Genomic DNA, 16709 nt, shown 5'->3' with positions numbered 1-16709 from the left:
AAGTATTCTGTTGAGAATTATTATTTGATGATCACTTCATGCGTATAATTCTTGTCAGGCGCGAAGTATACATTCACATCACAGTTCTTCGTATCTACGTCTCCATTAAATTTGAAGCTATAGTTATACTGATCATTGTTGGGAACAGGCTTCAGTTCCCAGAAAGATAGAGGTGTGGTAGCTGTTGGACGGTTATTATCAGAATTTGAACTACCGTACCATTCCTGACTGGCAGTACCATCTGCAGATTTTACGTCCATGCGGAATTTGTAACGTTCATCTCGGCCCCATGATTCCTGATGGAAGGTGATCACCTGGTTCTTGAAAGACCAGGTGCTGTTACCTGCATAAGGCAGATCATACAAGATCTTATTTTCAGGAGCGAACCAGAGACCAATAGCTGTAATCTCAGTAACTGTTGCGGCTGTATTATTAAAGTCCAGACGCAGACGGTATTGTTTTGTACCATTGGCCTGTGAGCTTTCACCACCTTCTTTCAGTGTGGTACCATCGATATAATAAGTAGTGGGTGTACCTGTATTTCTATCAACGAAGTGGTATTTACCATCATTCAGGGAAGTATAGATTTCGAATACACCAGCTGCTGTAGATTTCAGCTTTATCGCCTTTGACAGATCGCTACCTGTTTCTGTAGCCTCACCGGTCAGATATACATCTACAGGGATCTCTGCAAAACCATTAGGTCTTTCCACTTCTATAGTGCGGATTTCCAGTGCCTGTTTGATATTAAAACCTTTAGAGGCATTTACCGTCCATTTTAATTTTCCGGTAGCCAATGCAGCAATGCCAGCTTTACCGGCCATACTGTTCAATTCTTTGTGAGACAAGGTGAGTTTGTTCTGTACGCCACCGCCATCAGCAGAGATAGTAGCAACTGGATCGGAAAAGTCACCTCCCTCTTTATCAAACACTACTTCATACAATACAAGAGAACCATCTTCTGCACGGGCCTGCTCCCACTCAAAGCTAACAGAAGCGCTGGTAGCAGGTTGTAATTTGATATATTTTTCATCTACCGGAGCATTCAGTCTACTTACCGGCATAATGTTAGTATTGAGTTTATAGTCTTTTTTGCAACTGGTGAGCAGAAGGCCCAGGAATACAACAATTATAGCGGAGAAATACTTTTTCATATCGTAACAGTTTGAAAATTGTTAGTGGAATTTTACCAATCCTGGTTTTGTCCGAGGTTAGTGTTCTGATCACGTTCAAATGTTGGTACCGGCCAGAGATAATGTTTGGGATTTGTGAAGATTCTGTTCTCCACAATGATGTACCCGTTTGCATCTTTATTGAATGCACCAGAGGTAACTTTAATACCCCTTACAGGTCTGTTCATCACCTGATCTGCTATCTTCCAGCGGCGGATATCAAAAGCCCGTACACCTTCAAATGCAAGTTCAGCTCTTCTTTCACGGCGAACAATACTTTGTAATTGCTCTTTGGTTAAACCGGGGAATTCAATAGCGCCTGCATCTGTGAATTTAGCACGTACTCTTAAAGCACGAATGGTTTGATTCCATACGGCTGCATCCAACTGGCCCAGCTCATTCTTAGCCTCTGCATACATCAGTAATACATCTGCATAACGGATCAGGATAATGTTCAGTCCTGAGTTATAATTGCTGGCAGTTCGATCGTAATATTTATAGAAGTAATAACCGGTAGGAGAAGCTCCCTGGTCATCTATACTGTTGGTAGAAGGGTTGGAACCTGTCTGTGTAAGAATGGTCTGTACCTTGTTGTCAAAGTCTGTAATAGTAGAGCCGTCGTGTAGTATAGTAGCTTCAAAGCGAGGATCCCTGTTTTTATAAGGATCATTTGCATCATAACCGGAACCGGATTCGGTGATTCCTTTACCATTCACCATTACATAATCATCTACCAGGTCTTGTGTAGGTACCAGTGTACTTCTCAGCAGAGCTAATGTTTGCGGCAGGAAGCTGCGTTGAGAATCATATGTTCTGCCACCACCAAATTGCAAATCCAGGATTACTTCACGATTATACTCATTTGCGGTCGTGAAAACATCGCTGTAATTAGCCAGCAAACCGTAAGTACCGTTTTCTGTTTTATCGATCAGGAGATTACAATCGTCTATCACGCCCTGCCATTCTCCTTTGAACAGATGTACACGTGCACTGAGTGCAATAGCAGCTCCACGGGTAATGCGGCCTTTATCCTTTTCAGCATATCCACCGGCAGCACCTGTGTAATTATTCACCGGCAGGTCTGCACGGATTTCAGTCAGTTCTTTCTGAATGAATTCCAACACCTGGCTCTTCCCGGTACGTGTGATGCTTTTTGATTCGTCGATATTAATTAGATTGGTATAGAAAGGTACATCGCCATACCAGTTTACCAGTTGGAAATAGGAGTAAGCGCGGATAAAGCGGGTTTCAGCCACTATGCGGCGTTTTAATGCAGAATCCAGGGCCGGCACCTTATCTATATTCGTTGTTACCGTATTACACTTGCGAATGCAGGTGAAGCGGTATTTCCATTCATCTGTTATACGGAGATTTGAAGGATCATAAGCACCGTTGGCGATCTTTGATACAGCATTAAATCCAACTCCGCTTACATATCCGTTATCACTCAATGCTTCATCTCCAAAAAAGTAGTCGGCTCGCGACATATTTTCATAACAGCTGGACAAAGCGGCCAATGCATCATCTGCATTCCGCCAGTAAGCAGCGTCTGTGAAATCGCGCGTGATAGGCTGATCCAGCTTTCGGCAGGAGAACAGCATAGTAGCGCATAATATTAACAGTAATAATCTCTTCATACAATGAACTATTTAAGAACCATTATCAGAATTTCAGATCCAGGCCAAATGAGAATGTGGCTGCGTTTGGATAGTTACGTCCTGCTATGGCGTTGTAATTTTTATTGTCCAGTTTTTCATCAAACTGTGTGAACTCCGGATCTACACCCAGTTCGCGGAAACGACGAGGAGTAATTGTCAGCAGATTCTGACTGGTAAAATAAATCCTTGCACTCTGGATGTTTACAGCGTTTAACCATGTACGGGGTAAAGTATAACCAAACTGAAGGTTCTTCAAACGCAGGTACCTTGTATCAAACAGCCAGTAATCAGAATAAGCAAAGTTGTTGGCATCTGCTGTTCCGATAGTCAGGCGTGGATAGCTGGCTTCCGGATTCGTAGGTGTCCAGCGGTCGAGGTGCTGTACGAATGCGTGATCCTCATTATTGTGGAATGCTTCTACGATATCACCGCGCAGGAACTGAGATCTTTTACCTACACCTTGCCATAACATGGTGAAGTCGAAGTTTTTCCAGCTGGCATTATAGGAGAAACCAAAAGTATAACGGGGGAAAGGATTACCAAATACATAACGATCACTTGCATCTATTTTACCATCACCATTGCGGTCTATGTATTTTACATCTCCCGGCATTACCTGCTGATTATATGCAAATGGTACGGAAGGAGCGTTTTTGATATCGTCCAGATTCTGATACAGACCATTTGATTTATATCCATAGTAAGAAGCGATTGGGAAACCTTCTTTGATAATATAAGAAAAGTCAGATCCTCTGATGGACTGCTCACCGAATTGAACCACTTTGTTTAAGTTATCAGACAGGTTAGCAGAGAAATTGTGATTTACGCTACCTGTTCTTGCATGGTAGGCTACTGTAAATTCCCAACCTTTATTCTGAACTTTACCTACGTTTTGTAAAGAAGATCCGATACCGGCTGTACCTGGCACTACCTGTTCCAGGTAGATTCCTGAAGTATTTTTATTAAAGTAGTCGAACGAAGCAGTGATTTTGTTATTGAAAACATCTATGTCCACACCATAGTTGGTCATAGTTGATATTTCCCACTTTAATGTTTCATTATAAGCGGAGAAATCGGCACCCGCAGAAGGGGAATTATTAAATGAATACTTACCTGAATTCAGTGTCACCCTTGCCAGGTAGTTATAACCACCTATGTTAGAGTTACCCACCTGTCCCCAGGAGTAACGGAATTTTACGTTACCAAATTTCTCTTTTATGTCTTCCAGAAACTTCTCGTCAGTGATACGCCATCCGAGAGAGAATGCCGGGAAGAACTGCCAGCGGTGACCGGGAGCCAGTTTGGAAGATCCGTCGTAGCGCCAGGTGAATTCTGCCAGGTATTTATCATCATAAGCATAGTTCACTCTCCCAAAAAGGGAGTTCAGTGCATACAGATTAGGATTGGATATATCGTTGTAGGTACCAATGTTACCATAATCAAAGCTGCCATCCGGTTTGGGGATATATCCTCCACCGATAGCCCATTGATCATCCAGATTGGTAGTACCATAGCGACTAGCCTTTACCCCGTAATATTCATTTACTGCATCACTTCTTGCACCTACCAAACCTTTCACATAATGTTTGCCAAAGGTATTCTCATACTCCGCTGTACCATACACGTTTGTGTTCATGTCTTTGTACTCAGACTCCCAATACTGATTGTATATAGGAGGATTTGCAGTAGTATAATAAGATGCGTAGGTATATTTGTTGACGCGGTTTATTTCATTATTGATGCTGTAATTACCGGAAGCATTCAGATTAACCTTAAAGTGCTTAACAGGCGTAATGACGATGTCCAGACCTCCCAGCAGGTTATCCTGATCTTTCAGGTTAAACCCTCCCAGTTCAAGTTGCGCAATTACGTTGTTACTGCTCAGAGCAGGTACTACGAAGTTACCCAGAGAATCTTTTACAGGATAGATGCGGGGCGTACGCATGGCATCTCTGATTAGCAATCCTATATCTGCAGCCTGTGTGCGGAATTTTGATTTTGTATAAGAGATGTTTGCATTCACCTTTACATACTTGCTTACATCTACAGATAAATTAGTTCTTGCGTTATAACGTTTGTAATAAAAATCCTGTGTAACGTAAGAGTTCTGCAACATATTTCCCTGATCCACATATCCCAGAGATACCAGGTAGCTGCTGCTTTTACCGCCACCGGTAAGACTCAGACTATGGTTCTGCTGAGGTGTGTATTTGCGGATCATTTCATGCAACATAGCTGGTTCAGAGCCACGCTGATTCCAGTAACTGATTTGTTCCGGTGAGTACTGAGGTGTTTTTCCGGAGTTTACCAGTGCTTCATTTTTGAGTGTCATATACTGCCATGCTTCTACCTGCCGGGGTAGTGTAGTAGGCGTTTGCCAACCATACATTGCATTGTATGTTACACTTGGTTTCCCATCTTTAGATCCTTTTTTAGTAGTTACATAAACTACCCCATTAGCAGCCTGTGAACCATAAATAGCGGCAGAGGAAGCATCTTTTAATACTGAAATACTTTCCACATCATATGGGTTCAGGTTTTGTAATCCTACAGAACCTGCGTCCACACCATCAATCATGATGAGGGGAGTATTGCCGGTAAGACTACCTACACCCCGGATATTGAGTACTAATTTAGCGCCCGGTTCAGCAGTATTCTGCTGCAGGATCAGATTAGGTGCAGTGCCCTGAAGGGCCTGAAACATATTGGTAACGGGTTTGCCTGCCAGGTCTTTTGTAGAGACGGTATTGATAGCAGCTGTTACCTGTTTCTTTTGCTGTGAGCCATATGCTGTAACAACTATCTCTCCCAGGTCCTTAGAGTCGGCAGTAAGCATGATGGTAATACTTGTTCTGCTATTGATCCCCACTTCCGCCGGGATGTAACCAACGGAAGAGCAAACCAAGGTACCATTGCTTTGCCCAGCCGGGATCTTTAGCGTAAAAAAACCCTGATCATTTGTAGTAGTACCAGCAGTCCCACCCTGCAAACGAACATTTACATTGGATATTCCTTCTCCCTTGTTATTCACAACACGGCCATTCACTGTAATATCTTCTCTGTCTGCTGTTGCAGCATCGTTACTATGACGTTGGCGGAGAATGATCTTGTTACTGATTAATTCAAACCGGATATCCAGTGGAGATAAAACCATTTCCAGCACTTCTGCCAGTTTCTTGTCTTTTACGTTCAGGGAAATTTTCTGTGCGGCTTTGATTTCATCATTAGAGTATACAAACACAAAAGGTGTCTGCTGCTCAATTTTTTCGAGTACATGACCCAGCAGTTCATTACTTACCTGCAGGCTGATACGATTCTCTAAAGGTTTCTCCGTATCCTTTACCTGTTGTACAATTGGCAAATGCCCTGAGTTGGAGGCGAATGCCACCTGCGCCTTCAGATCCAGCATGCTTAACAAAGCCATGCAGACAATAATTGGCAGGTACAACGAGCGGAAAGGACCCGAAAAAGAAATAGGTAGCGGTCTTTCTTTCATAACGCGGCTGTGTTTGAGAATTTGATTGATTTGAAATAACGTGAACTATAAATTATGCATAAACCGAATTACTGGCTGATCACTAATGTGCTATCAGTAATATCGTAGTGAAACGCTTTTGATCTGGCCAGGTAGTACATGATATCCTGCAGATTGTTATTCTGGAAATTGCCTGTTAAGCGGTAATGCCGTGGTGCATCTTCCATAAAGGTTACTTTCTTCCCGAATGCTCTTTCCAGTTCGAAGGATATTTCCTCAAGTGTCATGTTCCTGAATACAAGGCGGCCCTCTGTCCAGGCCTTGTCATCTTCTGCATAAGTAGCTTCTTTTTTAATGCTCTCACTTTTAAGTTCGTAGATCACTTTTTCGTCGGGAGTAATATAAATGGTATCCGGTTTTTTTCCGGATCCGTCATAAGCAGGAATAAATGCTACCTTACCGGTTTTCACAGATGTTTGTATAGGTTCATTATTATACGCACGGATATTAAAAGAAGTACCTAATACCTGCACATTCCCTTTAGCAAGGTGGATGATAAAAGGTCTTTCAGGATTGCTGGCTACATCAAAGAAGGCCTCTCCTTCGAGGTATACTTCGCGGATATTATTATTAAATACTTCAGGATAGGTGAGTTTGCTATCTGCATTCAGCCATATCTTGCTACCATCAGCCAGTTCTATGATAGCCTTAGTAGCCTTACCATTCTGCCTGTTCAGCCATTGGGCGGTATCTGCCAGTGCCTCCTGTTTTACAGTCGTGGTGAAACGATAAGTGAATCCAATGCCTGCTATCAGGAGTACGGCTGCTGCTACGCCTGCCCATTTCCATACAGCAGTAAAACGTATACGCTTTACCGGTATATCATTCCCGGAAGCATGAATCCGGGACAAAGTGCGTGTCAATGCCTGCTCTGTATCTGAAGTATTATGGTAAGCGGATTCTGTAAAGTATTGCTGAAGGATTAAATAACGTTCCCGTAAAACAGCATGTTGCTGCAGCATGGCATCCAGCTCCTGTTGTTCTTCGGCGGTTGCTTCTCCTGCCAGTTTCCTGGCGGCTAACGTGGTAAATAATTCTTCGCTAATCATAAAATAGAGCCGGTTGTACTATAAGGACAGGGAAAAGAAGATAACTACTTACAATGCATAAAAATAATTTACTGCTCCTTATTTTTCACGCGGTTAAACATATATGGCCCTACTACTTCATTGAGCCGTTTCATAGCGCGGAATAACTGGGTTTCCACGGTGCGTGGGGAAATATTCAGGATCTCTGCAACATCTTTGTATTTAAATCCTTCTTCCTTAATCAGCTTAAACACCCTGCGACACTGATCCGGCAGGCGGCTTACTTCCTGATCCATTCTGAAAAGGATTTCCTTCCATTCCATCGTTCTTTCAGGATCCACAGAATTGGTGAGTTGCGCAATACCTGTTTCATCATTAATAGGAGTAATACGCAGGGAAGAATATTGTTCGAGATAGTTAAGTGAATGATTTTTAATGGCTACAAACAGATATACTTCCAGGTTAGCTACCTGTTCAAGTTCTGTACGCCTGTTCCAGATTTTCACAAATACGTCAGAAACAATCTCTTCTGCCGCTTCACGTGTGTGAACGTACTGGATACAAAAATGTAATAGACGATCGTAAAAATAACGGAACAGCTCTGCGAAGGCTTTTTCATCCCCATGACACGCAATTTGTTGTTGCCAAATCCTGATATTTGCACTGCTACTCATACTTCACCTGTTTACGCGGGTAGTTTTTCTAACTACAGTACTTCCTTGTTTTATAACGTGTTAAACTGAAGAATAAGGTTAAGCCGGCACAAAAGGTAAAGATAACTATTGCCTGAAATTCATCTCCCCAATCATAAGGTATAAAGCAATTGTATAGTTTTTCTTAGTGCAATTAACTCCCCTTTTTATAAGATTTAAAAGTTGCCCCAAAAGCGCTTATTCTGTATAAGGACAGGGAATTCTGAAAAACTACTTACAAAGTGAAAAAATAATTCGAATTATAAATAGACTTACTACGTATACTCTTTTAAATGTATTATTTATTTTATATACTAGATAAGAAGAGGGTTTTTCTGATAAAAAATCCGTAAATTAGATATCTAAACCTTATAAATTTATAGATGTCAACTACATTCACCACCATATTGGGAATTATAACGGTTTGCGCGTCGCTGTCTTCATTGGCTGTAACCTTGTTTAATGCGACAAAAGAATCTGTAAAGCTGAAGAAATTCCGCAAATATCCTCCTAAAAATCTAGTGATAGAAAACAAGTCAGGCAAAGTAATTGTGTTAGAGCTAGAAAAACAAAACGATACCCAGCAGTTAATCCGTACGATGGACGCATTATTAGGCAAATAACTCCATATTCATTTAAATCCTATTTTCGAATTGAACCAGGAAAATCCACTGGTTGCTAACCTATCCACACCGGCATTAAATACCCAGCAACCGACCTCTTCTACATCCGCAAGTATAGCCGGCGCCAGCGGTGGAACACTTTTAGTATTGCTCGCCAACAATCTTTCTGAGTCCTACCCTTTAAAATCATGGCTGGTCATTATTGCACCCAGCGTATCTATTGTATTGTCTTTATTCTGGAAGTACCTATCCAAAAAAACCAATGCTTACTTCAAAGGAAAGAAGGTTGAAAAGTCCAAAATCCTTCTGCAAAGGAAAATTCAGGCTGCACTGAAAAACGGACTAATCTCTAAAGAAGAAGCACTTGTTCTGAAAAGAAAGATGATAGAAATAGAGCTGCAAAGCATCGATAACCTGGCTAATAAGATCAAGTCAATAGATTTTGAAGATTAGTCCATCCGCAGGCTCTTGACGGGATTAATAAACGCTGCCATAGCCGCTTTGCGCCCTACTGTGAGTTCAATTACGAACAAACTTTTCACGTTGTGCCAGATACAATCCTCCTATCACCAGAAAAGTACCCGCAAAGGTATGCCAGGTGATCGGTTCATGTAATAATACCCAGGAAAAGAGAAAGCCGAAAACAGGACAGAGAAATAACCATAAAGAGGCACGAACTGCGTCTTTATTTACAAGATAAAACCATAACTGTAATGCAATAACAGACACCGGTATAATAAGCCAGCTAACGGATAACCAGAACTGCAGATCAAAATGGGTGGCCGAAAAATTACTGGTGAGGCAGGTAACTGGTAATAACAGCAATCCCCCAATAAATACCTGCCATCCATTAATGGCCAGGTTGGACAACGTCCATTTAACCCGTGCATAATAAACAGTGGCGATGGAAACAGAGAGCATCCCTCCCATCAAAATCAGGATCCCTCCCAGTGTAGCATGGCTATCCAGAAGTAATGGATAAGTTGCCAGTGCTACTCCACAAAGTCCCAGGAGCATACCCGTTATTTCATACCAGCGCAGCTGCCGTTTTAGCCAAATGGCAGAGATCATCATAATAAAGAGCGGGCTGGTAGCTGTAGAAAGACTACCAATACCAGCAGACACTGTTTTCATAGAAATGACAAAACAACTCAGGTAAATAGTAGTATTGAGACATCCGAAGATGCCCAGTTGCAACCATTCTTTCCCTTTCGGTAATGCATTATTTCCCCGCTGTATAAGGTAGAAGTACAAGAGCATTCCCCCACCTGCCAGTAAAAACCGGACGTTCGCGAGGATCAGAGGATCGGCAGAATGGATACCATATTTAGTTGCAACCGCAGCTGACGCCCATAAAAATGCAAAAAGTAAACCTGTTATAACCTGACGTATCATTGTTCGCGTGTTATGTTTCAAGGTAACCGGAGCCCTCTGTTTCACCTTCGGAACCCTGACGGGCACCGAAGGTTTTAAGAGAGTTTTAATCGAATAAAATGAGGCTACCTTTTACTTTTGACAACCGATCTAATGGGCACCTTTGGTGTCAATCAGATCGGTGTCGCATCCTTTATTGTTTGCCAAATGTTACTCCCTGCCAGTCGTCTGTACGGAACGGAGAAGCCGGCAAGCCTGCTCCATTATATAAATTACCATCCGGATTATCTGCCCAGCTGTAACGTACTGCTACAGGATTTGGGACCTCATCACTCCATACAATTACATGCTCTCCGGAGATCTTTGCCTGTGCCCAATGGAACTGCTTATCTGCACCCGCAATCTCAAACCCTTTTAAAGTGCTGCCGTTTTTCATCTGCAATCCTTCGTCGGTATATTTAAAAGATACTGTGATCTTTTTACCGGCTATTTGTTTAGACAGGTAAACCGGACCCGCATAAGGGATTTTTTCTCCATATACCTGTGCTCTTGCTATCAGCGATAAGCGACGGCCTACTTCCTGCTTGTTTTTAGGATGGATATCTTTTGTTTCCCCAATATCAATAGCGGATGCCATACCAGTGTTAGGTAGAGCTAACGTCTGCAATTGTGCTTCCCGTAGTTCTGCCCAATCAGATGCTGCAGGTTCCGTTTTTTTATCTTTGAAGTTGGCCAGTTGCACAAAATAGAAAGGGAACTCCCCTGTTTTCCATTGCTTACGCCAGTCTTTAATCATCAAAGGGAAAAGTTCCCTGTATTGGTATGCCCTGTCTGCATTACTCTCTCCCTGATACCATATTACTCCACGAATAGGGAAAGGCAGTAAAGGATGGATCATAGCATTGTATAGCAAAGTGGCTTTATTAGGCTTTTCGGGCGCCTGTGGAGCTGACAGGCTTTCCAGGGCTTTCACAGTGTCTGCAAAAGCGGGCATTTTCTTCAGTGATTCCCCACTGGTCCACGCTTCGGCCACAGTACCGCCCCAGGAGGTGTGTATAACACCAACAGGAATATGTTCATGTGTATAGATTTCACGGGCAAAGAAATAACCGACTGCAGAAAATCCGGCAATATGTTGCGGATCGCAGGGTTGCCAGCCTCCCTGCCAGGTAACTACATCTTCCTGGGGTGCTGTGCTGGTAGTATGATTAATCTGGAACAGGCGTATCTCGGGATAATTGGCGGCTTTTACCTCCTGTTCCGCGTTCAGAACATGGCCCCATCCATTAAGAGGCATTTCCATATTTGACTGCCCGGAAGCTATCCATACTTCTCCGATCAGGATATTATCAAGGGTGATGGTATTATTTCCTTTTACTGTCATGCTGTAGGGGCCACCTGCCGGCCGGGCAGGTAATACTACTTCCCATTTACCATTTGCAGCAGTAGTGGCCTTATAAGTACTATTAAGAAAGGTAATGGTTACTTTCTCTCCCTTGTCTGCCCATCCCCATATATGTAATGGTTTATTGCGCTGAAGCACCATATTGCTGCCCACTAATGCCGGTAGCCGTACATCTGCATAACTATACAGAGCCAGATTACATGTGACAACAAATAAGAAGAACGATCTGAATAACGTGGACAATTGCATGGTAAAAAGCCTGTTTTTAGATTTTTAGATGATATGTTTGGAGGGTAAGGTACAAAACGTAGAAAAGATGGGCAATGTTTCCCCTAACAGAATATAAAATACCTGCAAAAATTTCAGGCTATTCCCGGTGAAAAATATTTGGCACGAAATTTTTATATCACTTCTGTATAAAACGAAAAATACTATGTCAAACGATATCATAACTTTTCAATTCGACATCAAAGCACTGCATTACTTAAACAGCAACAGCAGCTATATAAGAGCTACTGCAGACGCAACAGGCACCATAGATTTTGCTACTGCGGCTTTACGATATTATCAGTCAACAAATCCGGATATTATATCGCTTGAAAGTGAAGAAGAGGTGAGGAGATTTAAACATGTGGCGCGTCGTTTCTTCAGTGAGTTCAGCTTAAACTAATATTTCACCCATTAGTCCTCCGGTTTTCATCCATTTTATCTTTCATTCATTGTAATCCTGATATACATTCATTGTTCCATTGTGAACCAATTTTTCCTCAACATCCATCACCCAAAAAGTGAGCAGCCTGCAAAGTCATATTTGCAGGTTGTTTTTTCTGTAACCCTATACAGATAATTGTAAATCAACTGATTTTAAAATACATTTAAGATAATACTCTCTGTCTGGGGTTAACAATTTTACATTAGTTTGTGAACGTTTTATTCATATCCCCAAAATGGAACAAGAGCCCCCCTTTTCATGTAAGTTTTATTTACATATAGCTAAAAAAAAAAAAGAAGGTCGCCAAGAATGACAACCCTTTCTACCATATCCTAATAAAAACCAAGTTTGTAAAAGCACGACCATCAGATCATACTTCTAATATGTTCAACAAATTGTTAGCAAATAAAGAATCGGGAAAGGGGGTTAGCCTTTTTTATGTAAGGATAGTAACTTGCTACAAATATATGAAGTAGATCGTGTGAGTTTTGTAGTATGATTACTACACTAAGTAACTAACAATGGGGAAACCTTGTAGAAAGGCTACCCCATTGTCATTTACTAATATCATTTCTTTATTGTAATACTGAGTAATTGCATAAAATAACCTCCAACCACACTTCTTGCCTGGAAGCCTACCATCTTACCGTCTGACGTTTCATGCCAGTCGCTCAGCGGTACACGAGTAGGAGTTCCTGTAGCATATTTATATACAGGATCTACCAATGCATTGAAATCTGACTGGTTGTTAGCAAGTGCTGCTGTCCAAAGAATCCAATCTGATTTGGTATATCCCTTACGACTGTCAAGCGGCAAACCAAAGGGCTGCTGACGGGTGAGATAGTATTTAATCTCTTTCTCGTAAACAACCGCAGGAAACAGATCAAGGCCTAATACTTTATCCCATACTAAATTATACTTCTGGCTCCAGGTCCCTTTATTCTCAAAGGCCAGGGTGTAATGATCTCCATCATCTGCCAGCTGCATCCACTTAGGCACCATCTCTTTTGCTGCCTGCCGGTATTTCTGAGCAGTTACATTATCACCAAGCTGATCCGCCAGCATGGCATAACAGCCCAATCCAACAATCGCTTTTACTGAAAGATTGGCATTCCGTGCGAGGTGCCCTGCAAAGTCATCTGTACAAAGCTGATTAGCCGGATCAAAACCTTCTTTCAAAAGATATTCTGCCCAGGTAGTTAATGTTTTCCAGTGCTTTTGGGCATAGTTTGCATTCCCTTCTGCTTTGGCAATAGCTGCTGTTAAGATGATCATGTTTCCAGACTCTTCTACCGGCATACCTTCTCCATACACCTGCCCATTAGCCAATGGGTAAGTGCCAAGATCATGGGCTGCATAAGGCTGCGTATATTTTCCACTTTCGCTGAAGTAGAAAATCCCGTTTAACATCCCTTTCATAAGGTCAGGATTGTACACCAGATATAAAGGAGCAGAAGGATAAGTTACATCCACAGTATTGATGCAACCGTTGCTGAAGTTCTCTTTAGACAGGAACAGGATTTCTCCATCCGGGCTTTTCACCAGCTTATGTGCTGAGATGCTCTGTCTGTAGCCAAGTACGCATAATTTAGCATAGTTCTCTCCACCGGTTTTCCTGGTATCTGTATATAATGCATCGTCAAAGATGCGGCAGCGCTCTATAATAGAGGAGTAATCAGTAGCTGCTTTTGACAATTCTTTTTCAATTGTATAGGATGCATCTTTTTTCCACCAGGGTTTCAGGTTAGTATTGAAATACTGAATTGAATACAGATCATCATATCCCAACATAATCATTTGTTCTTTTCCGGCAGCGTCTACTTTGCCTAATGGAATGATGGTATTCAATACCAGTTGTTTTCCTGTATTAGCAGTACTTTTCGGAGCACCTTTGCCTACAAATGAGGCCATAGCCTCAACTTCTTTAGTAATGTACTGCTTAGCGTTAGCAACAGCCGGAACCGCTACATACAGGTATCCCCAATCGATACGCAGATCGTCGCCTTTCTTTTCCAGTACAGGTTGTGCAACCGTTCCCGTTTTTAAAATTGATAACCCTTCCCTGGTATACTGTTGAGCGGTTACCTCCTGAGAAGGCGTGTTTACTGCCAGAGTGGAAGATGCACCAAAATAAAGTTGAACATCGTGCACAGCACCATCATTAGACTGTACCTTGTAAGTGATATAAGATACAGGACGGGATAACAGGTCAAGATCATTCAGTAGTAAAGGCGAAGTGAAAGTAAGTGTGAGATCTACTTTCCCTGCTGTAAAAGTATACGCTGTTTTTGTAGCAGTAATAATTACATCCTTCTGTGTAGCTACCTGGATTTTACCTGTAATTGCATCTTTTGCGATCTTTACCAGACCAGCGTCCAGCCAGGCACCGCCCTGTGTATTGGTACAATGCATAGCCAGCACATTTTTACCTTTCTTCAGTTTTTTACGGGCAGCTTCACTTACCGGGAAGTATTGCATATGATTCAGCCAGCCGACATAACTGTAAATCAGTTCTCCATTCAGATATACTTCAGCATTATCGTCATGATTAATTTTGAGCAGTAAGTTATCCAGATTAGTATCTGTTAGCGTGATCGTTCTGCGTACCCAGATCTCCCGGCTTAACCATTGCGTTCCTTTTATACTCTTATCGTTTGTGAAAGGAGCAGTTCCTGTCTGCCATTGGGTATCGTCAAATTTTTCATTCTGCCAGCCTTCTGCCGGTGCAGTTTCAGTATACTGAGTGCTATATGGGTTATCTTCTGAAGAACCGGCCAGCACTTCATAATTTTCCCCTTTAGCCCCCAATATGCGATACGTAATGCCGTCGACCTTCACGAGGCCGGTCAGCGATTGATCGGTTCCCGTCCAGTGGCGGGTAGTGGAAGCTGTCAGGTTATCTGTAGCAGACCAGACACTGAAATAAGGGTCGTGTGTGATTAACGGGTAAGCAGGTGCCTGTTGCTGCTGTGCATAGAGTTGCTGAGTAAGCAACATGGCAGCAATACCAAAAACTTTGTTCATGATTGTGTGGAGCTTTATATTTAGATAATTAAACGCGGGTAACTGCGCAACACTGTAGACAGCTGCGGACCTGTTGAGACTCATATGCCAGAATATTGGTGACGAACGTGGATTATATTTACACTGAACAACCTACCTCACTCCCGAAAAATAGAAATTATTTCTTGTTAAAGGTAGCTTCAACGCTTATTTTTTTACAAGCGGTAAATGAAATGGAGTGATCATTTTGTTGATATCAACAAAATGATCACTCCATTTCATTTACCGCTTAAAGGCTAATAAAGATTATTCTTTCTTCTTTGCCGCCTTTCCTTTTTACAATTTTGAAAATGACCCAAACTATTGAGACAGTTTATAGACTTCACTTCCTGCCAATAAAAAACATCCCAATCCATAATCTTCAAAATCAGGAATCTTATCGAAACTCAACGGCTGACCATCAGATGGTTGCTTACCAGTACTCTGTACAAATCCCAACATACCATTATCATGCACACAATCTTTTACTAAAGAATTCCAGCCTTTCAATACAGCAGGTAAATAGATTTTCTTATCCAGATACCCTTTCCGGATACCCCATGCCATACCATATACAAACAAAGAAGTGCCTGTCAATTCCTTTCCACCGAAGTTAGTAGAATCATGCAGACTCGCATTCCAGAAACCATCCTTTCTCTGCAAAACAAGCAACGCCTTAGACATGTCCTTAAAATCTTTCAGGTAGTCTTTATAATAAGGTGATGACTGAGGCAATTCATTCATCGTTCTTACCAGTGCAGCTAATACCCAGCCGTTACCACGGCTCCAGTAGCAATTCCCACCATTAGGTTCTTTGTAGGGCGGTACAAAATCTTTATCTCTCCACCATAAATGTTCCTCTTTGTTATAAAGGCCATTACCGCCATGCTGATATTTAGTAAAATCATACATCTGGTGCATACGGTGGAAGTAAGCGGTGTCTTTATATATACGCCCTAATTGTGCCATTAATGGCATTCCCATTTGTATAGCATCTATCCAGTTCCAGTCATCTATTTTATCAGTAAGCATCATGCTATCAATAGATGCTTTGATATTGACAATGTATTCAGGCTTTTTCGCTATCTCGTAGATAGCTACATAGGTTTGTCCGCAAGCCTGGTTATCCGCATTACGGGTAGTGATGCCATTACGCAGGTTCCATTGATGTTTCTCTCCCCAGTCTACCGCATAATCATAATATGCCTTTCGCGGATCGATGCTGTACAATGCCATTAATCCTTCATAATACACAGCTCTTGTCCAGATATTGCTGGGCCATGTTTTATGCAATACAATGTCCTTGCCTGTATCAGGCCATTTCGCCATGAAATAGCCATTGGTAAGTGTTAATGCAGACAGCACTGCTTTCTTTGCCGGTAATGTCTTTTGTGCATATCCGGGAATCATTCCCAGCAGCATTAGAACTAATAAAAGACGCGTCTTCATTGTATATCTATTTTAAAGT

General features: G+C 41.9%; 12 protein-coding genes. 3 read left to right on the top strand and 9 right to left on the bottom strand.

The window, feature by feature from the left end; genetic code table 11:
- Positions 1-20: 20 nt before the first annotated feature.
- The 5 genes from BM176_RS27210 to BM176_RS27190 all read right to left on the bottom strand — a co-directional run bounded on the left by BM176_RS27210 (position 21) and on the right by BM176_RS27190 (position 8067).
- Entirely contained in the window at positions 21-1154 is a 1134-nt protein-coding gene (locus BM176_RS27210; RefSeq protein WP_090107565.1) for a SusE domain-containing protein, read from the bottom strand.
- 32 nt (positions 1155-1186) lie between these two features.
- A complete protein-coding gene (locus tag BM176_RS27205; RefSeq protein WP_090107564.1) occupies positions 1187-2809 on the bottom strand; it encodes a RagB/SusD family nutrient uptake outer membrane protein in 1623 nt (540 codons plus the stop codon).
- Between the two features lie 25 nt (positions 2810-2834).
- Positions 2835-6326 carry a TonB-dependent receptor gene (locus BM176_RS27200; protein WP_090107563.1) on the bottom strand — a complete coding sequence of 1164 codons (3492 nt, stop codon included), beginning with the start codon at positions 6324-6326 and terminating at the stop codon, positions 2835-2837.
- A 68-nt stretch (positions 6327-6394) separates the two neighbouring features.
- Positions 6395-7414: a FecR domain-containing protein gene (locus BM176_RS27195; protein ID WP_090107562.1), complete on the bottom strand. Its 1020-nt coding sequence runs from the start codon at positions 7412-7414 to the stop codon at positions 6395-6397.
- A gap of 68 nt (positions 7415-7482) precedes the next feature.
- Positions 7483-8067, bottom strand: coding sequence for an RNA polymerase sigma-70 factor (locus BM176_RS27190; RefSeq protein ID WP_090107561.1), 585 nt, complete (start codon positions 8065-8067; stop codon positions 7483-7485).
- A 401-nt stretch (positions 8068-8468) separates the two neighbouring features.
- Between BM176_RS27190 and BM176_RS27185 the strand changes: the two genes are divergently transcribed.
- Together BM176_RS27185 and BM176_RS27180 are read left to right on the top strand one after the other, a co-directional pair.
- Positions 8469-8708: a hypothetical protein gene (locus tag BM176_RS27185; protein ID WP_090107560.1), complete on the top strand. Its 240-nt coding sequence runs from the start codon at positions 8469-8471 to the stop codon at positions 8706-8708.
- Positions 8709-8738: 30 nt separating this feature from the next.
- On the top strand, positions 8739-9161 hold the full coding sequence (locus tag BM176_RS27180) for a hypothetical protein (protein ID WP_090107559.1): 423 nt from the start codon (positions 8739-8741) through the stop codon (positions 9159-9161).
- A 66-nt stretch (positions 9162-9227) separates the two neighbouring features.
- On the opposite strand, the gene BM176_RS27175 is transcribed toward BM176_RS27180, so the two are convergent.
- Positions 9228-10103, bottom strand: coding sequence for a DMT family transporter (locus BM176_RS27175; RefSeq protein WP_090107558.1), 876 nt, complete (start codon positions 10101-10103; stop codon positions 9228-9230).
- 172 nt (positions 10104-10275) lie between these two features.
- Entirely contained in the window at positions 10276-11736 is a 1461-nt protein-coding gene (locus BM176_RS27170) for a sialate O-acetylesterase (protein ID WP_090107557.1), read from the bottom strand.
- 184 nt (positions 11737-11920) lie between these two features.
- On the opposite strand from BM176_RS27170, the gene BM176_RS27165 reads away from it, so the two are divergent.
- Positions 11921-12157, top strand: a complete 237-nt coding sequence (locus BM176_RS27165) for a hypothetical protein (protein WP_090107556.1) — start codon at positions 11921-11923, stop codon at positions 12155-12157.
- A gap of 609 nt (positions 12158-12766) precedes the next feature.
- Here the strand turns inward: BM176_RS27165 and BM176_RS27160 are convergent.
- Together BM176_RS27160 and BM176_RS27155 are read right to left on the bottom strand one after the other, a co-directional pair.
- Entirely contained in the window at positions 12767-15223 is a 2457-nt protein-coding gene (locus BM176_RS27160; protein WP_090107555.1) for a glutaminase family protein, read from the bottom strand.
- A gap of 339 nt (positions 15224-15562) precedes the next feature.
- Positions 15563-16690 carry a glycoside hydrolase family 88/105 protein gene (locus tag BM176_RS27155; protein ID WP_090107554.1) on the bottom strand — a complete coding sequence of 376 codons (1128 nt, stop codon included), beginning with the start codon at positions 16688-16690 and terminating at the stop codon, positions 15563-15565.
- Between the last annotated feature and the right edge of the window lie 19 nt (positions 16691-16709).

It is taken from the genome of Chitinophaga sp. CF118, assembly GCF_900112615.1.
Lineage (GTDB): Bacteria > Bacteroidota > Bacteroidia > Chitinophagales > Chitinophagaceae > Chitinophaga.
The sequence above is the reverse complement of the archived record's forward strand: the minus strand, read 5'-3'. Positions and strand labels throughout refer to the sequence as shown.